This is a genomic window from Mycolicibacterium aurum (genome assembly GCF_900637195.1).
Lineage (GTDB): Bacteria > Actinomycetota > Actinomycetes > Mycobacteriales > Mycobacteriaceae > Mycobacterium > Mycobacterium aurum.
Window position 1 is genome coordinate 96,295 of sequence record NZ_LR134356.1, and the last position, 20,573, is coordinate 116,867.

The 20,573-nt window shown below is 67.9% G+C and carries 20 protein-coding genes; 15 read left to right on the top strand and 5 right to left on the bottom strand.

Annotated features, from left to right (window positions below; translation table 11 throughout):
• Positions 1–165: 165 nt before the first annotated feature.
• The 8 genes from EL337_RS00495 (at position 166) to EL337_RS00530 (ending at position 7,261) form a co-directional block, all read left to right on the top strand.
• Positions 166–801 carry a TetR/AcrR family transcriptional regulator gene (locus EL337_RS00495; RefSeq protein ID WP_197724163.1) on the top strand — a complete coding sequence of 212 codons (636 nt, stop codon included), beginning with the start codon at positions 166–168 and terminating at the stop codon, positions 799–801.
• Positions 802–943: 142 nt separating this feature from the next.
• The gene (locus tag EL337_RS00500) at positions 944–1,873 is read left to right on the top strand and encodes an SAM-dependent methyltransferase (RefSeq protein ID WP_048634926.1); all 930 of its coding nucleotides are present in this window, start codon (positions 944–946) and stop codon (positions 1,871–1,873) included.
• A 75-nt stretch (positions 1,874–1,948) separates the two neighbouring features.
• Positions 1,949–3,364: an aldehyde dehydrogenase family protein gene (locus tag EL337_RS00505; protein ID WP_048634925.1), complete on the top strand. Its 1,416-nt coding sequence runs from the start codon at positions 1,949–1,951 to the stop codon at positions 3,362–3,364.
• A gap of 37 nt (positions 3,365–3,401) precedes the next feature.
• Complete coding sequence (locus EL337_RS00510; RefSeq protein ID WP_048634924.1) at positions 3,402–4,265, top strand: SDR family oxidoreductase; 864 nt, start codon at positions 3,402–3,404, stop codon at positions 4,263–4,265.
• A gap of 1 nt (position 4,266) precedes the next feature.
• Positions 4,267–5,229, top strand: a complete 963-nt coding sequence (locus tag EL337_RS00515; protein WP_048634923.1) for an NADPH:quinone oxidoreductase family protein — start codon at positions 4,267–4,269, stop codon at positions 5,227–5,229.
• A gap of 66 nt (positions 5,230–5,295) precedes the next feature.
• Positions 5,296–5,997: a haloacid dehalogenase type II gene (locus EL337_RS00520; RefSeq protein ID WP_048634922.1), complete on the top strand. Its 702-nt coding sequence runs from the start codon at positions 5,296–5,298 to the stop codon at positions 5,995–5,997.
• Positions 5,998–6,019: 22 nt separating this feature from the next.
• Positions 6,020–6,757: a methyltransferase domain-containing protein gene (locus EL337_RS00525; protein ID WP_048634950.1), complete on the top strand. Its 738-nt coding sequence runs from the start codon at positions 6,020–6,022 to the stop codon at positions 6,755–6,757.
• Positions 6,758–6,775: 18 nt separating this feature from the next.
• Positions 6,776–7,261 (top strand): DUF456 domain-containing protein, encoded by a 486-nt coding sequence (locus EL337_RS00530; protein WP_048634921.1) that lies wholly within the window; start codon positions 6,776–6,778, stop codon positions 7,259–7,261.
• Here the strand turns inward: EL337_RS00530 and EL337_RS00535 are convergent.
• The 3 genes from EL337_RS00535 to EL337_RS00545 form a co-directional block, all read right to left on the bottom strand.
• The gene (locus EL337_RS00535) at positions 7,258–8,067 is read right to left on the bottom strand and encodes a type IV toxin-antitoxin system AbiEi family antitoxin (RefSeq protein WP_048634920.1); all 810 of its coding nucleotides are present in this window, start codon (positions 8,065–8,067) and stop codon (positions 7,258–7,260) included. The two genes, EL337_RS00530 and EL337_RS00535, sit on opposite strands and share 4 nt — an antisense overlap.
• A gap of 159 nt (positions 8,068–8,226) precedes the next feature.
• Positions 8,227–9,039, bottom strand: coding sequence for a tyrosine-protein phosphatase (locus EL337_RS00540; protein WP_048634919.1), 813 nt, complete (start codon positions 9,037–9,039; stop codon positions 8,227–8,229).
• A complete protein-coding gene (locus EL337_RS00545) occupies positions 9,039–10,271 on the bottom strand; it encodes an acyl-CoA dehydrogenase family protein (protein ID WP_048634918.1) in 1,233 nt (410 codons plus the stop codon). The genes EL337_RS00540 and EL337_RS00545 overlap by 1 nt, the downstream gene beginning before the upstream one ends.
• A gap of 163 nt (positions 10,272–10,434) precedes the next feature.
• Here EL337_RS00545 and EL337_RS00550 point away from each other — a divergent pair, with 163 nt between their 5' ends.
• From EL337_RS00550 to EL337_RS00560, 3 genes are read left to right on the top strand one after another with little or no spacing between them, the layout of a single operon-like run.
• Positions 10,435–11,604, top strand: coding sequence for a glycosyltransferase (locus tag EL337_RS00550; RefSeq protein WP_048634917.1), 1,170 nt, complete (start codon positions 10,435–10,437; stop codon positions 11,602–11,604).
• 46 nt (positions 11,605–11,650) lie between these two features.
• Positions 11,651–12,295: a response regulator transcription factor gene (locus tag EL337_RS00555; protein ID WP_048634916.1), complete on the top strand. Its 645-nt coding sequence runs from the start codon at positions 11,651–11,653 to the stop codon at positions 12,293–12,295.
• Position 12,296: 1 nt separating this feature from the next.
• On the top strand, positions 12,297–13,484 hold the full coding sequence (locus EL337_RS00560) for a sensor histidine kinase (protein ID WP_083443258.1): 1,188 nt from the start codon (positions 12,297–12,299) through the stop codon (positions 13,482–13,484).
• Between the two features lie 15 nt (positions 13,485–13,499).
• Here EL337_RS00560 and pntB read toward each other — a convergent pair whose 3' ends face one another.
• The gene (pntB, locus tag EL337_RS00565; protein WP_048634915.1) at positions 13,500–14,939 is read right to left on the bottom strand and encodes a Re/Si-specific NAD(P)(+) transhydrogenase subunit beta; all 1,440 of its coding nucleotides are present in this window, start codon (positions 14,937–14,939) and stop codon (positions 13,500–13,502) included.
• Between the two features lie 5 nt (positions 14,940–14,944).
• A complete protein-coding gene (locus EL337_RS00570) occupies positions 14,945–16,480 on the bottom strand; it encodes a Re/Si-specific NAD(P)(+) transhydrogenase subunit alpha (RefSeq protein WP_048634914.1) in 1,536 nt (511 codons plus the stop codon).
• A gap of 174 nt (positions 16,481–16,654) precedes the next feature.
• Between EL337_RS00570 and EL337_RS00575 the strand changes: the two genes are divergently transcribed.
• The 4 genes from EL337_RS00575 to EL337_RS00590 all read left to right on the top strand — a co-directional run bounded on the left by EL337_RS00575 (position 16,655) and on the right by EL337_RS00590 (position 20,499).
• Positions 16,655–17,740 carry an NAD(P)-dependent alcohol dehydrogenase gene (locus EL337_RS00575; RefSeq protein WP_048634913.1) on the top strand — a complete coding sequence of 362 codons (1,086 nt, stop codon included), beginning with the start codon at positions 16,655–16,657 and terminating at the stop codon, positions 17,738–17,740.
• Positions 17,741–17,805: 65 nt separating this feature from the next.
• The gene (locus tag EL337_RS00580; protein WP_048634912.1) at positions 17,806–18,684 is read left to right on the top strand and encodes an ABC transporter permease; all 879 of its coding nucleotides are present in this window, start codon (positions 17,806–17,808) and stop codon (positions 18,682–18,684) included.
• Entirely contained in the window at positions 18,681–19,715 is a 1,035-nt protein-coding gene (locus EL337_RS00585) for a taurine ABC transporter substrate-binding protein (RefSeq protein WP_048634911.1), read from the top strand. Before EL337_RS00580 ends, EL337_RS00585 begins: the two co-directional genes overlap by 4 nt.
• Positions 19,699–20,499: an ABC transporter ATP-binding protein gene (locus tag EL337_RS00590; protein WP_048634910.1), complete on the top strand. Its 801-nt coding sequence runs from the start codon at positions 19,699–19,701 to the stop codon at positions 20,497–20,499. Before EL337_RS00585 ends, EL337_RS00590 begins: the two co-directional genes overlap by 17 nt.
• Positions 20,500–20,573: the final 74 nt, after the last annotated feature.

The following is a 20,573-nucleotide window of genomic DNA, read 5'->3' on the forward strand; positions in this document are numbered from 1 at the left end:
GACAAAACCCTAGTTCGCGAGCGCCCGATGGGACGTGAGCTATCTCGGGGCCGGCGCTGCGCCGAGCCCGCCGCTGGCGCAACTGTGTTTGCTGCACGGTCTCTCTCGGGTAACGGGTCGATGCCGCGTGAACAAGTGCCAGGTGAGCTGTGGCACAATTTGACCGTGCCGTATACGGCTAGTCGAGGTCCAGGACGTCCTCCCGCAGCGAAGGCAGCTGAAACACGGGAGCGCATTCTGCATGCCGCTCGCGAGGTGTTCAGCGAACTCGGATACGATGCCGCGACGTTTCAGGCAATCGCCATTCGTGCAGATCTGACCCGTCCCGCCATCAATCACTACTTCGCCAGCAAACGCGTTCTGTGGGCTGAGGTGGTCGAGCAGACCAACACCACGATTGTTAGCGCGGGCATCGCCAGGGCGCAGGAGCAGACGACGCTGATCGATCGGTTGTCGGCCTTCCTGTCGGTGGCGACGCAGGCGGACTCCGAGGACCGCTCGGCGGCCGCCTTTCTGGTGACGTCGGTGCTCGAGTCGCAGCGGCATCCCGAACTCAACAACGACGCACACGACTCCCTGAAGAACTCGCGGGCGTTCGTCTCCTGGGCGGTCAACGACGCCATCACCCGCGGTGAACTGAGTACCGACACCGATATCGACCACCTGGTGGAGATGCTGGTCGCGGTCGTCTGGGGCATGGGCTTCTACTCGGGATTCGTCTCGGACCGCACCGATCTCGGCGCGGTGGTGCACAAGCTTGAGCTGTTGCTGGCCAACAAACTCTGGAACCTGAGCGAATAAGGTCGGCCGGCACCGCTAGCTGCGCGTTTTCTGTGAGTTTGGGCCTCAGGCCTGTGTCCTGGCCCACAGCAACGGCAGTGCGCCCCTCGTTATAGATAGCCTGGCGAAGTAATTGCGTCCTCGCCGACATACGGAGCCGGTCATGAGTTCACTTCGCACCCACGACGACACCTGGGACATCGCGTCCAGCGTCGGGGCCACCGCCGTCATGGTCGCAGCGGCGCGCGCTGCGGAAACCGGGCGCGCGGACCGACTGATCAACGACCCCTACGCCAGGATCCTCGTGGAAGGTGCCGGCGCGGGCAGCTGGGACTACATCGCCGACGAGGCGTTCGTGGCGCAGGTGACCGAGTCCGATCCCGAGGCCGGCAAGTTGTTCGAGCACATGGGCAACTACCAGGCCGTGCGCACCCACTTCTTCGATGCGTTCTTCGCCGCGGCGGTGGACGCAGGCATCCGCCAGGTCGTCATCCTCGCTTCCGGCCTCGATTCCCGCGCGTTTCGGTTGCCCTGGCCCGCAGGCACCACGGTGTTCGAGATCGACCAGCCCAAGGTGCTCGAGTACAAGTCGGCGACGTTGGCCGAGCACGGAGTGCAGCCGACCGCCGAGCGCCGCGAGGTGGCGATCGACCTGCGACAGGACTGGCCTGCCGCGCTCACGGCCGCCGGGTTCGACGCCTCCCGCCCTACGGCGTGGCTCGCCGAGGGCCTGCTGATGTACCTGCCAGCCGACGCCCAGGACCGGCTGTTCACCCAGATCACCGAGCTGAGCGCACCCGAAAGCCGGCTCGCAGCCGAGTCGATGGGCGTGCATGCGCCGGACCGCCGTGAACGCATGCGGGAACGGCTCGCATCGATCGCCGACAAGGCCGGGGTGGAGCCCATGGACATCACCGAGCTGACCTATGAGGATCCCGACCGGGCCGAAGTCGCCGACTGGTTGACCGCCAACGGGTGGCGCGCCGCGGCTGTCGACTCGCAGGAGGAGATGGACCGGTTGGGCCGTTTCGTCGAGATCACCGACAGCGACGAGCCGTCGTTCTCCACCTTCACCACGGGTGTGAAGCTCTGAGCTGACAGGCGCCTATGCACCAACCGGGTGGTTGGTTAGGATTCGGGGCACGCCAAGGTCAGAAGGGACCCCATCATGACCACCGAATCCGTCGTAGGCCTCCACGCCGACAGCAGCGCCGGCGGCGCCGACATTCCCGCCGTCGTCCGCAAGCTCCGGGACACCTTTGCCACCGGCCGCACCCGCAGCGTCGAATGGCGCAAGCAGCAACTGCACGCGCTCGAGCGGCTGATGTCCGAGAACGAAGGCGCCATCGCCGATGCGCTGGAGAAAGATCTGGGCCGGTCGCCGTTCGAGGCGTGGTTGGCCGACGTCGCCAGCACCGCCGGAGAGGCCGCGTTCGCGGCGAAGAACGTCGGCAAGTGGATGAAGCGCCGCCACCGTCTGCTGGAGATGTCGCAGCTGCCCGGCCGCGGGTGGGTGGAGTACGAGCCCTTCGGCACGGTGCTGGTGATCGGCGCGTGGAACTTCCCGTTCGCGCTGACTCTCGGGCCTGCCGTCGGCGCCATCGCCGCGGGAAACACCGTGGTGCTCAAGCCTTCTGAAGTCGCCCCCGCGTCCTCGGCCCTGATGGCCGAGCTGGTTCCGCGCTACTTGGACAACGATGCCATCGCCGTCATCGAAGGCGACGGCGCGGTCAGCCAGGAGCTCATCGCCCAGGGCTTCGACCACCTGATCTTCACCGGTGGAACCGAGATCGGCCGCCGCGTCTACGAAGGCGCCGCGGCGCACCTGACCCCGGTGACCCTCGAGCTGGGCGGCAAGAGCCCGGTGATCGTCGCCGCCGACGCCGATGTCGAGGTGGCCGCGAAGCGCATCGCCTGGACCAAGCTGATCAACTCCGGCCAGATCTGCATCGCCCCGGACTACGTGCTCGCCGACGCGTCCATCCGCGACCGGCTCGTCGACGAACTGCGCAAGACCATCGACACGTTCGAGGCCGGGAATTCCGGCGGCAAGCAGATCGTCAACGAACGCCACTTCAACCGGCTGGCCAATGCGCTGGCCGCCACCAAGGGCACCGTCGCCGTGGGTGGCGGCACCGACGCGGTGAGCCTCAAGATCCAGCCGACGGTCGTCGTGGATCCCGACCCGGCCGAGCCGCTGATGACCGACGAGATCTTCGGGCCCATCCTGCCCGTCGTCACCGTCCAAAACCTGGATGAGGCAATCACTTTCGTCAACTCGCGGCCCAAGCCGCTGGCTGCCTACCTGTTCGCCAAGGCCAAGGCGGTGCAGGAACGGGTTGTCAAGGAAGTGCCCGCGGGCGGCATGCTCATCAACCACCTGCTGTTCCACTTCGCCACGCACAAGCTGCCCTTCGGCGGCGTCGGGCCGTCCGGCATGGGGGCGTACCACGGCAAGTTCGGCTTCGAGACATTCAGCCACCGCAAGTCGGTGATGGCCAAGCCAACCCGACCCGACCTCACGGCCCTGATCTACCCGCCGTATACAGAGAAGGCGTGGAAGCTGGCCCGCAAGCTGTTCTAGCCGGCCCACACCCCATCCGATCGAGAGAGGAACACCAGTGCCAGGAGTGCAGGATCGTGTCATCGTCGTCACGGGCGCCGGAGGCGGACTTGGGCGCGAGTACGCGCTGACGCTTGCCCGGGAGGGTGCCAGCGTCGTCGTCAACGACCTCGGCGGAGCGCGCGACGGTACCGGTGCCGGGTCTGCCATGGCCGACGACGTGGTCAAGGAGATCAAGGACGCCGGCGGCCGCGCCGTCGCCAACTACGATTCCGTCGCCGAGCCCGAGGGCGCTGCCAACATCATCAAGACCGCCGTCGACGAGTTCGGTAAGGTCGACGGCGTCGTCAGCAACGCTGGCATCCTGCGCGACGGCACCTTCCACAAGATGGAGTTCGGCAACTGGGACGCCGTGCTCAAGGTGCACCTCTACGGCGGGTACAACGTGATCCGCGCCGCGTGGCCGCACTTCCGCGAGAACGGCTTCGGCCGCGTCGTGGTCGCCACGTCGACCAGCGGTCTGTTCGGCAACTTCGGCCAGGCCAACTACGGAGCGGCCAAGCTCGGCCTCGTCGGGTTGATCAACACGCTGTCCCAGGAGGGCGCGAAGTACAACATCAAGGCCAACGCCGTCGCGCCGATCGCCGCCACCCGGATGACGCAGGACATCCTGCCGCCCGAGGTCTTCGAGAAGCTGACCCCCGAATACGTGGCGCCGGTGGTGGCGTACCTGTGCACCGAGGAGAACCCGGACACCGCATCGGTGTTCATCGTCGGTGGCGGCAAGGTGCAGCGGGTGGCGCTGTTCCAGAACAGCGGCGTGACGTTCACCGAGGTGCCCTCGGTCGACGACATCGCGGGCAAATGGGGCGAGATCACCGACCTGTCGGCGGCCGAGCGGGCCACCTTCAGCCTCGGCTGACATGAAAGCGCTTGTCGCGCAAGAGCTATCCGGACCTGCCGGGCTGGTCTACACCGACGTCGATGACCCTGTCGGCAACGACAGCGTCGTCATCGACGTCGGTGCGGCCGGTGTCTGCTTTCCCGATCTGCTGATGCTGCGCGGCGAGTATCAGATGAAGATGCCCGCGCCGTTCATCCCCGGCCTCGAGGTGGCTGGCACCGTTCGGTCCGCCCCCGATGGTTCCGGCTTTGTTGCCGGGCAGCGGGTTTCGGGCTTCAGCCTGCTGGGAGCCTGGGCTGAGCGGGTCGCGGTGCCGGTCGACAGCGTGGTCCCGACGCACGACGGGCTCGATGACGGCTCGGCGGTCTGCCTGCTGGGCAACTACTACACGATGTACTTCGCGCTGCAGCACCGCGGGGCGCTCCAGGCCGGCGAGACGGTGCTGGTGCTCGGGTCCGGTGGCGGGGTCGGCACCGCTGCGGTCCAGATCGCGAAAGCACTGGGCGCCAGGGTCATCGCGATGGTCCACCGCCGGTCGGCTGTCGAGTTCGTCCAGTCCCTCGGCGCCGACGTGGTGTTGCCACTGACAGACGGTTGGCTGGACGCGGTCAAGGAGCACACCGGCGGCCGTGGAGTCGACCTCGTGGTGGACCCGATCGGCGGGTCCGCCTTCGACGACGCGATCCGCGCCATGGCCACCGAGGGCAGGCTGCTGGTCATCGGCTTCGCCGCGGGTGGCATTCCCACCGTAAAGGTGAATCGGCTGCTGCTCCGCAACGTCAGTGTCGTCGGTGTGGGGTGGGGGGAGTTCGTCAACCGCACCCCAGGCGCGCAGGCCCAAGTCGGCGCCGCGCTGGCCACCCTCGTCGACGGCGGCCTCAGACCGCCTGCGCCGGTACGCTTCCCGCTCTCGGACGGGGTGGCTGCGTTGCAGAGGTTCGCCGATGGCGAGATCAACGGCAAGCTCGTGCTGGAGCCGTAGATGAGCGCTCGCGCGAAGAACAGAGAGCCGTAGATGAGCGCTCGCGCGAAGAACAGAGAGCAGTAGATGAGCATCCGCGCGCTGGCCTTCGACGTGTTCGGCACCGTCGTTGATTGGCGCGCCAGCGTCATCGCGCAACTGGAAGCGTTCGGCCGCATCAGCAACGTCACAGCAGACTGGGCACGCATGGCCGACGACTGGCGCGCCGGCTACGTCCCGTCGATGGAGCGGGTACGCAGCGGCGAGCTGCCGTGGACGCGCCTGGACGACCTGCATCGCGCTCGCCTCGTCGAGTTGCTCGCCGGCGCCGGTGTCACCGCCGCCGACCCCGAGATCGACCACCTGAACCGCGCCTGGCACCGGCTGGACCCCTGGCCCGACAGCGTCGAGGGACTCACCCGGCTCAAGCGCCGGTTCACCATCACCACGCTGTCCAACGGCAACGTCTCGCTGCTGACCAACATGGCCAAGCGTGCCGGACTGCCGTGGGACTGCGTGCTCTCGGCAGAGATCTTCCACCACTACAAACCCGACCGCGAGACCTATCTCGGCACCGCGGACATCCTCGACGTGGCACCCGAAGAGTTGATGATGGTGGCCGCGCACCCCTCCGATCTGCGCGCGGCGCGAGAGGCAGGGCTACGCACGGCGTTCGTCTTCCGGCCTGCCGAGTATGGCCCCGATCGCACACTGAACAGACCCGCCGATGGCGAATTCGAGTTCATCGCAAACGATTTCCTCGATCTCGCCGACCAGTTGGGTGCGTGAACGTCGGCGTACCGTGGACGGCATGAGTACCACCACGACACTGTCACCTGCGCTCCGGATGGCGGAGAAGTTGCTCGTCGACCCGCCGGCGAATCCCGATGTCAGCAGGGGATACCTCGACCTGCTGGGTGACCGGCCCGCCGGCGCCGACGCCCGCAACACCGGCGCGATCCAGGCGCTGTGGGCGTCGCGGCTGGGTTCGCTGTTCTACGACAACGCGCAGACCGTCGCCCGTCGCCTGCTGACGGCGTGGCAGGAGCCCACCGAATGGCTCAACCTGCCGGTCGGCGGTACCGCCCTCGACGTCGGCAGCGGGCCCGGCAACGTCACCGCCGCGCTCGGCCGTGCCGTCGGTCCGGCCGGCCTTGCGCTGGGAGTGGACATCTCCGAGCCCATGCTGGCGCGCGCCGTGCACGCCGAGGGCGGTCCCAATGTGGGTTTCCTTCGGGCCGATGCGCAGCGCCTGCCGTTCCGCGACGAATCGTTCGATGCGGTGGTCTCGATCGCGATGCTGCAGCTGATCCCGGACCCGTCGGTGGCAGTGGCGGAGATGGTGCGGGTACTGCGGCCCGGTCGGCGCATCGCGGTCATGGTGCCGACCGCCGGACCGGTGGCGGCTCCGTTGCGCTACCTGCCGAACGCCGGTGCCCACGTCTTCGACGACGACGAACTCGGTGATGCGTTCGAGCGTCTCGGCCTGGTGAGCGTCCGGACCAAGAGCATCGGCACCATCCAGTGGGTGCGCGGCAAGAAGGCGTGACCCCGTAGTGTCGCGGTCGTGAGCACCGCCGGCCTCGTCCTCGTTGCGCTGGCGATCGCCGTCGGCCTCGTCGGCATCATCGTGCCGGTGCTGCCGGGCGGCATCCTGGTGATCGGAGCCATCGGCGTCTGGGCCTACGTCGAGAACACACTCGTCTCGTGGGTGGTGTTCGGTATCGCGGCGGCGCTGTTCGTAGTCTTCCAGGTGATCAAGTACACGTGGCCGGTCAAGCGGATGCGTCAGGCCGAGGTCCGCACATCGGTGCTGGTGGTCGGCGGTGTCGCCGGTGTGGTCGGCTTCTTCGTCATCCCCGTTGTCGGCCTGCTCATCGGGTTCGTGCTGGGCGTCTTCGTCGCCGAGCTGGGCATCCGCCGGGACACGACGCGCGCGTGGGCGTCCACGGTGCACGCCCTCAAAGGGGTCGCGTTGTCGGTGGGCATCGAGCTCACCGGCGCACTGCTGGCGACCCTGGCCTGGGCGGTCGGCGTCGCCTTGACGGTCTAGCGTGCCTCTCTGACTCGGCGTGCCCACGCCTCGGCGAGCCTGAGCAAGATGGTGCGTTCGTTATCGGCTGCGGTCACCCGCATGATGATCCATCGCTGCTCGATCATTTCGTCGAATCGGCGGATGTCTTTGTCGAACTGGTAGCGGCTCAACCGATGATGCCGCCCTTCGTATTCGAGCGCGATCTTGTGCTCAGACCATCCGAGATCGACGTTGCCGATGAGCGCCCCGTACTCGTTGTAGACCGGGATCTGAGTCTCGGGTCGCGGGTACCCGGCGCGAACGACGGTCAGCCGCAGTTTCGTCTCCTGCGGCGACTCAGCTCCCGCGTCGACGAGGGACAGTACCTCCAGGACTCGGCTTCGACCGTGGCGTCCGGGATATCGACGAACCGCGTCCTCAATGGTGTCGACCTTCAGTCGAGTCGCGCGCGCAAGGGCGTCCACCGCTGCGATAGCCGTATCCAGCGGGTACTTGCGAGCAAGATCGATGGCAGTGCGCACCGGTGTCGTCACGCGCATCCCGTCGACTGTGCAGATCTCGCCTGCGTCGAGGACGCCGGCCCACACGACGACCCCAGGTGTCCGCCGGCGGTTGTCGTCGATCACCGTTGCCGGCAGCTTGGGGTCGATCCACTTCGAGCGATGCACTGCCGCAGCCGAGAAGCCTGCCAGGACACCGTGCCCCCGGGAACGTAGCCAGCATGCCTTGGCCCTGATGAGAGCGGTCGGCTCGACATCCCGGGGGAGGTAGACATCGCGGTGGAGTGCGACAAACTGCGAACGCAGGGCATGGCGGGTGACCACGCCCGCGGCAAGGGCGGCGCTGCCGAGAAAGGGCTCCGCATGTCGGCAGTCTGCGCGACCGTACCGACATCAGAACTTGCGTAACGCCACGGCGGAATTCGGGCCCCACGGTCGCCGTGGCGTTACGCAAGTTCAGCTGTTGGAAGCATTCGACGCAGCTCAGCCGTTGAGTGCCGTGCGCAGCCTGCCGATGTCGTCGTCGGTGAGCCCGGCGGCCTCCAGATAACCGGTCAGCGAACCGAACTCGGAGTCCACGGTCCGGCGCGCAGTGTCGAGGTACTCCTCACGCACCCCCAGCACCGCATCGGTCAGCCGCGCCTCCGCCATCTCCATCACCTCGGGCATCTCCGCGGCCCGGTCCCGGATCGTGGTCAGGATGGTCTCGCGCAGCTGCGGTACGGCGACGTTGCTGCGCAGATAGTCGGCCATGATCGCGTCCCGATCGACCCCGGCGGCTTCCAAAACGACGGCGATGGTGAAGCCGGTGCGGTCCTTGCCGGCGAAGCAGTGCGCCAGTACCGTGCGGTCCGATCCGAGTAGCGTCACCACCCGGTTCACCGCCTGGCGTGCCAGTGGGGCGGCGGCGATCCGCTGGTACTCCTCGGTCATGTACCGCGCGGCGGCGTCGGAGACGGACTCCCCGTCGGGCTTGTCGGTCATCATCCGCTGGAACGCCTGCTCGTGCGGCGCTTCGTCGTCGGAGGCGGTGGTCTCGATGAACGGCAGGTGGTGGATGTCCACGCCTGTGGGCACCAGCCCCGGCCCGTGGCGCTCGAGTTCGCGCAGGGTGCGCAGGTCGGCGACGTCGGTGACGCCGTAGCCGGCCAGCGTCTGGCGCCCCGCGTCGTCGAGCTTCGACAGTTCGCTGGCCCGGTAGAACCGGCCCGGTGCGATACCGGTCTGTTCGGAGACGTCACGAAAGTTCCATGCCCCCGACAGCTCTCCGCCGCGTGAGGTGCCGACGGCAACCACTACTTCGTCACCGCCGCCGCGAACGCCGACTTCTCCGCGCCGAGCTCGGCACGCGCGATGGTGCGCATGTGCACCTCGTCGGGCCCGTCGAACAACCGCATCGCCCGGTGCCAGCCGTACAGCCGGGCCAGCGGCACGTCATCGCAGATGCCCGCCGCGCCGTGCACCTGGATCGCCCGATCGAGCACGTTGCACGCCATCTGCGGTGCCACGGCCTTGATCTGCGCCACCTGCAACCGGGCTTCCTTGCTCTTGTTGCCGTGCTGGTCGATGGTCCAGGCAGCCTTGTGGCACAGCAGCCGGGTCTGGTCGATCTCGTTGCGCGACAACGCGATCTGCTGCTGCACCACACCCTGCTCGGCCAGCGGCTTGCCGAACGCGATGCGCGTCTGCACCCGGTCGATCATCAACGCCATCGCCCGCTCGGCCACGCCGATCGCGCGCATGCAGTGGTGGATGCGGCCCGGCCCGAGGCGGGCCTGAGCGATCGCGAAACCGCTGCCCTCCTCGTCGAGCAGGTTGGCCACCGGCACCCGCACGTTGTCGAACGAGATCTCGCAGTGGCCGTGCTGATCCTGGTACCCGAACACCGGCAGCGAGCGCTCGATCGAGACGCCGGGTGTGTCGACGGGAACCAGGATCATCGACTGCTGCTGATGGCTGGCCGCATCCGGGTTGGTGCGGCCCATGACGATCAGAAGCTTGCAGCGCGGATCGGCCGCCCCGGAGATCCACCACTTGCGGCCGTTGATGACGTAGTCGTCGCCGTCGCGCAGCATCGTCGTCTCGATGTTGCGGGCGTCGCTGGAGGCCACCGCGGGCTCGGTCATCGCGAACGCACTGCGGATCTCACCGTTGAGCAGCGGTTCCAGCCACTGCTTGCTCTGCTCCTCGTTGGCGAACAGATGCAGCGTCTCCATGTTGCCGGTGTCGGGAGCCGCGCAATTGAGGACCTCCGGACCGATCTCCATGCTCCAGCCGCTGAGCTCGGCCAGCGGTGCGTACTCCAGGTTGGTCAACCCGGACTCCGACGGCAGGAACAGGTTCCACAATCCCTGCTCCTTGGCCTTCTTTTTGAGCTCCTCGACCACCGGCGGCACCGTGTGATCGTTCGGTCCCTTCTCGTGGCGGTACGCCTCGTAGGACTCTTCGGCGGGGAAGACGTACTCGATCATGAAATCGGTCAACCGCTTGTGGTAATCCTGCCCCTTGGCTGACATCGCGAAGTCCATGACCGTCACGATATGACACGTGTAAAGAAGTACTGCTCCGCAGGTGTGCGACCGGAGGCCGCGGCGGGCATCTGTCCGGGAGGCGAATCGGGCGGGCCAGCACGCGAAGGGCCCTGCACTGAGCCGTTAAGCCCCGTCCGGGCCCGGGTATCGCGCCCGGACGATGACATCAGTTCGCTACGCGGGATCGCCGCTCGACACCGAGGCGCCGTTGAGTGTCGCGCTCGTAGGCTGCGTCGACGACGCGCACCAGGCCGACGATCTGGGCGCACTCGCCGCCGCACTCGGCAAGCGTGGGCACGCGGTGACCGCCTACATCCGGCACCAGGGTGAGCAGACGCTGAGCGCAGCCGGCTATCAGGTGCACGCGATCGGCCTGGGCCGGGCGGCCCCGGTTCCGGCCGGGGACGCCCTCGCGGCGTCGGGCGAACTCGCCGCAGCGCTGGAGGATGCCTGGCGCCACGCGGTCCCCGATGTCGTGCACGCCTACGGGTGGCTGCCCGGCGTGGCGGCTCAGCTGGCGGCACGCCGACACCGGCTGCCGACGGTACAGAGCTTTCACGGCGTCGCGGCCCCGGCCGGTCCGACCGCGGACCGCGCTCGGCTGGAGACAGCGCTGGCTCGCGGCGCGGCGTGGGTGACCGTGGCCAGCTCCGCCGACCTTGAGGTGCTGTCCCGGGTGCGGCACAACCGGTCGAGCGTCTCGCTGGTGCCCGCGGGAGTGGATGCCGAGCGCTTCGCCGCCACCGCGGAACGCGCCGTCGACCCGCACTGTCGTATCGGGTGCCTGGCGCCGAATGACCGGCTGTACGAGGATGTCTCCCGCGTGCTCCGGGTGCTGCCCGCTCTCGGCGACAGCCGGCTGGTGGTCGGAACGACCGGCCCCGCCGGTCGCCCGGACGGTGCGGACCGGAAGGCGTTGCAGCAGTTGGCCGCCGAACTCGGTGTGGCCCACCGGGTGACCTGCCTCGGGCATCTGCGTACCGACGACGTTGCGAAGGCGCTGCGCGGCGTCGACGTGCTCGTCAGCACCCCGACGGCGGCGCCGGATCCGGGCGTCGTCCTGGCGGCGATGGCCGGCGGCGTCGCGGTCGTCGCTCACGACGTCGACGCCCTGGCCGATGTGGTCATCCACGACGTCACCGGCTTTCTGGTGCCGCCCCACGATGTCCGTGAGCTGACCGTGGCGCTGAAAAGGCTTCAGTCCGAGACCTTCCGGCGGGAGGGGATGGGCGCGGCCGGCCGCACCCGTGCCCGCTCCCGGTACTCGTGGGACCAGATCGCCGTGGATGTGGAGTCGGCCTACCGGCAGGCGGTCCGCGCCACAATCTGAGGATGACGACGTCATCGCTGTGGGAAGCTGACCGCATGGTGGGCCGATGACCGGTGACGAGCGGGTACGGGTGGTGGTGGGAGACGACCATCCGATGTTCCGCGATGGTGTGGTGCGGGCTCTGCAGTCGAATGGATCCATCGATGTGGTGGCCGAAGCCGACGACGGGACGACGGCGCTGGCGGCCATCCGTGAGCACCGTCCCCGGGTGGCGCTGCTGGACTACCGGATGCCGGGCATGGACGGTGCGCAGGTGGCGGCCGCCGTGCAGCGCGAGGAGCTACCCACCCGGGTTCTGTTGATCTCGGCGCACGACGAATCCGCGATCGTCTACCGCGCACTCCAGGAGGGCGCCGCGGGTTTCCTGTCCAAGGAGTCGTCGCGCAGCGAACTCGTCAGCGCGGTGCTGGACTGTGCGCGCGGCCGAGACGTCGTGGCCCCGAGCCTGGCGGCGGGGCTGGTCGGTGAGATCCGCAGGCGAGCCGAACCCGAGGGGCCTGTGCTGAGTCCACGGGAGCGCGAGGTACTGGTCATGATCGCGGCCGGCAGCACCATACCGGCGATGGCCAAGCAACTGTTCCTGGCACCGTCGACGGTCAAGACGCACGTGCAACGCCTGTACGAGAAGCTCGGAGTCAGTGACCGGGGCGCCGCCGTCGCCGAGGCGATGCGGCGCAAGCTGCTGGATTAGCGTGTCCGGTCTGGTGCAACGTCTGAGTGCCGTGCGCGACTTCCTGGTCAGCGAGCCGGTGCGGGTGTCGGCGATTCTCCGCCTGCCGCTGATCGCACTGATCGCGGTGCTGGTGTGGATCTGGGAGGTGCAGCACTGGCTGCCCATGCTGTACGCAGGGATCCTCGGCGCGTACGCCGTCGCGGCGGTGGCCTGGCTGGTGGCCGTCCTGCGCGGCCCGGTGCCCGGCTGGGCCGACTGGGCCTCCACCGCAGTGGATCTGGCGGTCATCGTGTCGCTGTGCCTGGTGTCCGGCGGCGCCACCTCGGCGCTGCTGCCGGTGTTCTTCCTGCTGCCGATCTCGGTCGCGTTCCAGGACCGGCCGGGCCTGACCGCGATCATCGGGGCCATCACGGCGCTCGGCTATCTCGGGGTGTGGATCTTCTACTCGAAACGCGACGACACGGTGGGCTTGCCGAACATGGTCTACACCCACTTCGGGTTTCTGGTGTGGATGGCCGTGGCGACGACGGCGTTGAGCTTCGTGCTGGCCCGCCGCGCCGCCCGCCTCACCGCGCTCCAGGCTATTCGGCGGCAATTGGTCTCGGAGGCAATGCAATCCGACGAGCGGCACAACCGTGCCGTGGCCGAGCACCTGCATGACGGTGCGCTGCAGACCCTGCTGGCGGCGCGACTGGAACTCGATGAGGCCCGTGAACGCAACCCGGATCCGTCCCTCGACGCGGTCTACGCGGCATTGCAGGAGACCGCGTCGGGGCTGCGCTCGACGGTCACCGAACTGCACCCGCAGGTGCTGGCGCAACTCGGCCTCACCGCGGGGATCCGGGAGTTGTTGCGGCAGTTCCAGTGCCGCTACGACGTCGACGTCGTCGCCGATCTGGAGGACGTCGGCACGCCGCAGACGCAGGCGCTGGTGTACCGGGCTGCCCGGGAACTGCTCACCAACGTCGGCAAGCACGCCGGCGCGACCACGGTGCGGGTGGGCCTGGTCGAGCGCGGCGAGGACGTGATCCTGACGATCTTTGACGACGGCTCGGGGTTCGATCCCGACATCGTCGGGGCCGCACTCGAGCAGGGCCACATCGGGCTGGGATCCCTGCTGGCGCGATTCGACGCGATGGGTGGCTCCATGCGCATCGACTCGGACCCCGGCCGTGGGACCCAGGTGACCGTCACCTCGCCGCGGTGAGCCGCGGCGTGTGCGCTAGACCTTCTCGCCCACCGACAGCGCCGCGTTGATCGCGTCCACCCGATCTTTGGCATCGCCGAACAGCATCTGGGTGTTCTCCCGGAAGAACAGCGGATTCTGCACGCCGGCGTAGCCCGAGGCCATGGACCGCTTGAACACGATGACGTTGTCGGCGTTCCACACCGTCAGCACCGGCATCCCGGCGATCGGGCTGCCGGGGTCCTCGGATGCGGCCGGGTTGACGGTGTCGTTGGCGCCGATGACCAGGACGACGGAGGTGCCTGCGAAGTCGTCGTTGATCTCGTCCATCTCCAGGACGATGTCGTAGGGCACCTTGGCCTCGGCCAGCAGCACGTTCATGTGGCCGGGCAGTCGTCCCGCGACGGGATGGATGCCGAATCGGACCTCGACCCCGCGTTCACGCAGCTTGCGGGTCAGGTCCGCGACGCCGTACTGCGCCTGGGCGACGGCCATGCCGTAGCCCGGGGTGATGATCACGGAACTGGCCGACGCGAGCAACTCGGCAGCGCCCTCGGCGTTGATCTCGCGGTGCTCGCCGTAGTCCTTGTCCTCGGCCGGGCCGGCCTCGATCCCGAAACCGCCTGCGATGACGGAGATGAACGAGCGGTTCATCGCCTTGCACATGATGTAGGACAGGTAGGCGCCGGAGGAGCCGACCAGCGCGCCGGTGATGATCAGCAGGTCGTTGCCCAGCAGGAAGCCCGACGCTGCTGCGGCCCAGCCGGAGTAGCTGTTGAGCATGGACACCACGACCGGCATGTCGCCGCCGCCGATCGAGGCCACCAGGTGCCAGCCCAGCAGCAGCGCGAGCAGCGTGACGACGATCAACAGCCACAGCTGCGGGTCGATGACGAACCACACGGTCAGCGCGAAGAACACCACCAGCGCCCCGATGTTGAGGAAGTTCTTGCCGGGCAGCATCATCGGCGAGGAGCTGATTTTCGCTGACAGCTTGAGGTTGGCCACGATCGAACCGGTGAACGTCACCGCGCCGATGAAGACCCCGATCACCACCTCGGCCGAATGGATGCCGAGCATTCCCTCACCTGCCAGATACACGGCCTCCGCACCAGCGGCGTCACCTTCGACGTGTAGGTAGCCGTTCCAGCCGACGAGCACCGCGGCCAGGCCGACGAAGCTGTGCAGCAGCGCGATCAGCTCGGGCATGCCCGTCATCTCGACGATCTTTGCGCGCCACAACCCGATTGCCGCGCCGATGACCATGGCGACGGCCAGCAGCACCAGGCCCAGCGGCTCGATGTGGCGGGCCAGGGCCAGCGCGACGGTCGCGATCAGCGCGACGGCCATCCCGGCCATGCCGTAACTGTTTCCGGCCCGGGATGTTTCGTGCTTGGACAGCCCGGCGAGCGCGAGGATGAACAGCAGGGCGGCGACGACGTAGGCCGCAGTCGCTGCGGTTTCCAAAGTGAACATGGCTTCTAGCTCCTCGAGAACATGGCGAGCATGCGACGCGTCACCGCGAAGCCGCCGAAGATGTTGATGCTGGCGAGCAGGATCGCCAGGAATGCCAGAACGGTGATGGGGACGTTCCCGTGCCCGATCTGCAGCAGTGCGCCGACGACGATGATCCCGGAGATCGCGTTGGTCACCGACATCAGCGGCGTGTGCAGAGCGTGGTGCACATTGCCGATCACGTAGTAGCCGATGACGATCGCGAGCGCGAACACCGTGAGGTGGACCTGCAGCGCGACCGGCGACAGCGCGATCAGCACCAGCAGTGCCGCCGCGATGCCAAACGTCACCCCGAGGCGGCGTGCCATGGTCATCGGCGGCTTCACGGGCTTCGCCTCGACCGGTGCGGTCGCGGCGGCCGCCGCCGGAGCGGCGGACACCTGCACCGGTGGAGGCGGCCAGGTCACCTCACCGTCGCGGACCACCGTCACCGAGCGCTGCACCACGTCCTCGAAGTCCAGCGTGAGATTGCCGTCCTTCTCGGGTGTCAGCAGCTTGAGCAGGTTGACCAGGTTGGTGCCGTACAGCTGTGAGGCGGTGGCGGGCAACCGGCCGGCAAGGTCGGTGTAGCCGATGATCGTCACGCCGTTGTCGGTGACGATCGCCTGGTCCTTGACGGTGCCCTCGACGTTGCCGCCGTTGGCCGCGGCCATGTCGACGATCACGCTGCCGGGCTTCATCGACGCGACCATCTCGGCGGTGATGATGCGCGGCGCGGGCCGGCCCGGGATCAGCGCGGTGGTGACGATGATGTCGACGTCGCCTGCCTGCTCGGCGTACAGCGCCGCCTCACGGGCCTTATAGTCGTCGCCCATCTCCTTGGCGTAGCCCGTGGCCGATACCTCGGCGGCCTCCTTGTCGACATACAGGTACTCGCCGCCGAGCGACTTCACCTGGTCGGCGACCTCGGGGCGCGGGTCGGTGGCGCGCACGATGGCACCCATGCTGCCCGCGGCGCCGATGGCGGCCAGCCCTGCGACACCCGCGCCGACCACCAGGACCTTGGCCGGGGGCACCTTGCCCGCGGCGGTCACCTGGCCGGTGAAGAACCGGCCGAACCGGTGTGCGGCCTCGACCACGGCGCGGTAGCCGGCGATGTTCGCCATCGACGACAGCACGTCCATCGACTGCGCCCGCGAGATGCGGGGCACCGCGTCCATGGCCAGCACGGTGATCCGTCGCGAGGACAGCTCCTCGACGAGCTCGGGTTTCAGCGCCGGAGAGATCAGGCCGATCAGCGTGGCACCGTCGCGCAGCGCCGCGATCTCGGCGCTGTCGGGGGCATTGACCTTGAACACCACGTCGGCAGACCAGACCTGCTCGGTCGTGCCGATACCGGCACCGGCCTGGGTGAAGGCGTCATCGGAGAAGCTGGACGCGGCACCCGCACCCGCCTCCACGAGTACCTGGTAACCGAGCTTGATGAGCTGCCCGACCGTCTGCGGGGTGGCGGCAACGCGTGTCTCGCCGGGCTGGGACTCTCGCGGTATCCCGATGATCATCGATGTCGATCCGATCTAGGCTTTGCTCACGGTGCGGCGGAGGTGCCCTGCTGCTCGGACATCCCCACCTCTGGCCGTCATGGGACGGGTGGAAAGGGTCAGTGTAAGAGTTGGCCACCCGTCGGTCGCAGCGTGCTGGTTGACGGGCGTCAAGTGCGGGTTACGGTTACGCGCATGCCGACCACCACCGCGACGCTGTCCTACGCCGACGAGGACCCGTTCGTCGTTGCCGACGTCGAGGTCGACGAACCGCGCGGCGGTGAAATTCTGGTGCGCATCGAGGCAGCCGGCATCTGTCACACCGACCTGGTGAATCGCGTTGCAGGGACCTCGGATCGCCCGGTGCTCCTCGGCCACGAGGGCGCCGGGGTGGTCGAAGCAGTGGGGGACGGCGTCGGCACGGTGACGCCGGGTGACCGCGTGGTGCTGACTTTCCGGCACTGCGGCAGATGCGTGAACTGCACCGCACAGCGGCCCGCGTACTGCCGCGATGCGTTGCGGCTCAACCAGTTCGGTGCGCGTGCCGACGGCACGCCCCGGGTCGTTGCCGGGCAGCCGGTACTGGACGGCTTCTTCGGTCAATCCAGCCTCGCCGGGTACGCGCTGACCACCGAGGACAACACGGTCGTCGTCGAAGCGGACGTCGATCCGCTGCTGGCCGCCCCGCTCGGCTGCGGTTTCCAGACCGGAGCCGGTGCCGTCCTCAATCTGCTGCGGCCCCGCCCCGGACGCACACTCGCCGTATTCGGAGCGGGCGCAGTCGGATTGGCCGGCGTGCTGGCGGCCTTGGCCGCCGAGGTGGAGGCGGTGATCGTGGTGGAACCGTCACCGCAGCGCCGGGCACTGGCCGAAAGCCTGGGCGTGCGCGCCGCACTGGATCCTGCCGACGACCCGGTGCGTGCCATTCGCGATCTGACCGGAGGGGGAGCGGACTACGCGCTGGACACCACCGGACGGCCGGACGTGCTCGCCGATGCGGTGTCGGCGCTGGCCGTCGGGGGTGCCGCCGTGGCTGTCGGTCTGGGAGCAGGTGTGCCCAAGATCGATCTGCGCGACCTCGTCATGCGAGGCAAGAGCGTGCACGGCTGCCTGGAAGGCGATTCGGTTCCCACGGTCTTCATACCGCACCTCATCGAGCTGCATGCGCAGGGCCGATTCCCGATCGAGCGACTGGTCGCCGCTTTCCCACACGGTGACGTCAACGCCGCCGTCTCGGCCCAGCACGCCGGTGACGTCGTCAAACCCGTTCTGACGTGGTGACCGGACTTTTGCTCGTGCTGAGCGCAGCTATTCCCCGATCGTGACGTATCCGTCAATGTCTGCCGGTGTCCGTTTTCGTCGACATCAGTCCCGACCCCGACCTTGGCACCGCTGGCCGCCTGCCGTCGGGTGATGATCCACGCGCCGGTCGTCGCTGGCGCGCAGCGCTGACCCGGATCGCGCTGCCGCTGCTGTCGGTGGTCGTGTTCGGTGGTGTCTGGCAACTGGCCGCATCGGCGGGCATCTGGAACCAGACCTTCGTGCCGTTTCCGTCAACGGTCTGGCACGCCTTTGTCGACGTGTCCACCACGCACGACGGGGTCCGTGGCTACGCCGGGTACCTGTTGTGGGAGCACCTCTACATGACGCTCCGCCGCGTCCTGGTCGGCGTCGTCATCGGTGTCACGTTCGGCGTGCTGCTCGGTCTGGCCATGGGGTCGATCAGCTGGTTGCGCAGCGTGCTCGAACCGTGGCTGACTTTCCTGCGCGCACTTCCCCCGCTGGCCTACTTCTTCCTGTTGGTCATCTGGCTCGGCATCGACGAAGCGCCGAAGATCACGCTGCTGGCGCTCGCCGCGCTGCCCCCGGCCGCCGTCGCGACCACCGCGGCGGTCGTCGCCGCGCCGGTGGGACTGCAGGAAGCGGCACGGGCGCTGGGTGCGACGCGGCGCGACGTCATCCGCGACGTCGTCGTCCCGTCGGCACTGCCGGAGACGTTCACCGGTATCCGGCTGGCCGTCGGCATGGCGTATTCGTCGGTGGTCGCCGCGGAGCTGTTCAACGGGATCCCCGGAATCGGCGGATTGGTCAAGGACGCAAGCAATTACAACAACACCCCCGTGGTACTGGTCGGCATCTTCGCCATCGGATTCTCCGGCCTGGTCATCGACGGCCTACTGAGGTCAATCGAACGTCGTGCTGTTCCCTGGAGAGGAAAGATATGAAATTGAAGGCTCTTCTCGTTGCGCTCGTCGCGGCCATACTCGCGCTGGCGGGCTGCGCGGTGGACGGAGGGCAGGCCACCAATGACCCAGAGAAGCCCACGATCCGTATCGCCTACCAGACGTTCCCGAGCGGCGACCTGATCGTCAAGAACAACAAGTGGCTCGAAGAGGCGTTGCCGGACTACAACATCAAGTGGATCAAGTTCGACTCCGGCGCCGATATCAACACCGCGTTCATCGCCAAGGAACTCGACTTCGGCGCGATCGGCTCGAGCCCTGTCGCCCGCGGGCTCTCCGAGCCGCTGAACATCCCTTATCAGGTCGCGTTCGTCCTGGACGTCGCCGGTGACAACGAGGCGCTGGTCGCCCGCAACGGAACCAACATCAATACGATCGCCGACCTCAGGGGCAAGAAGGTCGCCACGCCGTTCGCGTCGACCGCCCACTACAGCCTGCTGGCCGCCTTGAGCCAGAATGGCCTGTCGCCCAGCGACGTTCAGCTTGTCGATTTGCAGCCGCCTGCCATACTGGCGGCGTGGGAGCGCGGTGACATCGACGCGGCCTACACCTGGCTTCCGACACTGGACCAGCTGCGGACCACCGGCAAGGACCTGATCACCAGCAAGCAGCTGGCAGCCGACGGCAAGCCCACACTCGATCTCGGCGTGGTCTCCACTGAGTTCGCCGAGGCCAATCCCGAGGTCGTCGACACCTGGCGCCGGCAGGAGGCCCGCGCGCTGACGCTCATCGCCGACGATCCAGACGCCGCCGCCAAGGCGGTCTCCGCCGAAATCGGACTCACCCCCGAGGAGACGGCCGGGCAGCTGAAGCAGGGCGTGTTCCTGACGCCCGAAGAGATTGCCTCGACGGAATGGCTTGGCAGTGAGGGCAATCCGGGCAACATCGCGGTGAACCTGGAGAGCGCGTCGCAGTTCCTCGCCGATCAGAAGCAGATCCCGGCCGCTACACCGCTGAAGACGTTCCAGGACGCGATCTACACCAAGGGACTTCCAGGTGTCCTCACCCAGTGATGCGGCACCCGCGACGCGTCAGGACGGTGCGATCCGGATCAGCTCCGTGTCGCACCGATACGGGAAGGGGCGCGACGAGGTCACCGCACTGGGCCCGGTCGACCTGACGGTCGAGCCAGGATCGTTCCTGGTCCTCGTCGGCGCCTCGGGATGTGGGAAGAGCACACTGCTGCGGCTGCTCGCCGGCTTCGAGTCGCCCAGCCAGGGCTCGGTGCAGGTTGCGGGATCGCCACCGACGCCGGGGGTGACCGCGGGGGTGGTGTTCCAGCAGCCGCGGCTGTTCCCGTGGCGCACGGTCGGCGGCAACGTCGACCTTGCGTTGAAGTACGCAAAAGTGCCGCGAGACAGGCGAACTGAGCGACGGGAAGAGTTGCTCGACCGGGTCGGGCTGGCAGGCACCGGCGGTCGACGGATCTGGGAGATCAGCGGCGGCCAGCAGCAGCGCGTCGCGATGGCCCGTGCACTCGCCGCGGAGACGCCGCTGTTCCTTCTCGACGAGCCGTTCGCGGCGCTGGACGCGCTGACGCGGGAGCGGTTGCAGGAGGACGTCCGTCAGGTCAGCGCGGAGTCCGGCAGGACCACCGTCTTTGTCACCCACAGTGCCGACGAGGCCGCATTCCTCGGGTCCAGGATCGTGGTGCTGACCCGCAGGCCGGGCCGGGTGGCGCTCGACATCGCGGTCGACCTGCCGCGATCCGGTGTCGATCCCGACGAGTTGCGACGTTCGCCGGAGTACGCGGAGTTGCGTGCCGAGGTCGGCCGGGCGGTCAAGGCCGCGGCCTAGTCAGATCTCGAAACGGCACCGATCACGCATCGACATCGCATTACCGATAGGTGGGATGCGTTGCGGGCCGCAGG

Excerpts from the sequence above, each read along its gene's own strand:
- EL337_RS00500 (WP_048634926.1), top strand. The coding sequence starts at position 944 with ATGAGTTCACTTCGCACCCACGACGACACCTGGGACATCGCGTCCAGC.
- EL337_RS00505 (WP_048634925.1), top strand. The coding sequence starts at position 1,949 with ATGACCACCGAATCCGTCGTAGGCCTCCACGCCGACAGCAGCGCCGGC.
- EL337_RS00515 (WP_048634923.1), top strand. The coding sequence starts at position 4,267 with ATGAAAGCGCTTGTCGCGCAAGAGCTATCCGGACCTGCCGGGCTGGTC.
- EL337_RS00520 (WP_048634922.1), top strand. The coding sequence starts at position 5,296 with ATGAGCATCCGCGCGCTGGCCTTCGACGTGTTCGGCACCGTCGTTGAT.
- EL337_RS00525 (WP_048634950.1), top strand. The coding sequence starts at position 6,020 with ATGAGTACCACCACGACACTGTCACCTGCGCTCCGGATGGCGGAGAAG.
- EL337_RS00545 (WP_048634918.1), bottom strand. The coding sequence starts at position 10,271 with ATGGACTTCGCGATGTCAGCCAAGGGGCAGGATTACCACAAGCGGTTG.
- EL337_RS00550 (WP_048634917.1), top strand. The coding sequence starts at position 10,435 with ATGACATCAGTTCGCTACGCGGGATCGCCGCTCGACACCGAGGCGCCG.
- EL337_RS00555 (WP_048634916.1), top strand. The coding sequence starts at position 11,651 with ATGACCGGTGACGAGCGGGTACGGGTGGTGGTGGGAGACGACCATCCG.
- pntB (WP_048634915.1), bottom strand. The coding sequence starts at position 14,939 with ATGTTCACTTTGGAAACCGCAGCGACTGCGGCCTACGTCGTCGCCGCC.
- EL337_RS00570 (WP_048634914.1), bottom strand. The coding sequence starts at position 16,480 with ATGATCATCGGGATACCGCGAGAGTCCCAGCCCGGCGAGACACGCGTT.
- EL337_RS00575 (WP_048634913.1), top strand. The coding sequence starts at position 16,655 with ATGCCGACCACCACCGCGACGCTGTCCTACGCCGACGAGGACCCGTTC.
- EL337_RS00585 (WP_048634911.1), top strand. The coding sequence starts at position 18,681 with ATGAAATTGAAGGCTCTTCTCGTTGCGCTCGTCGCGGCCATACTCGCG.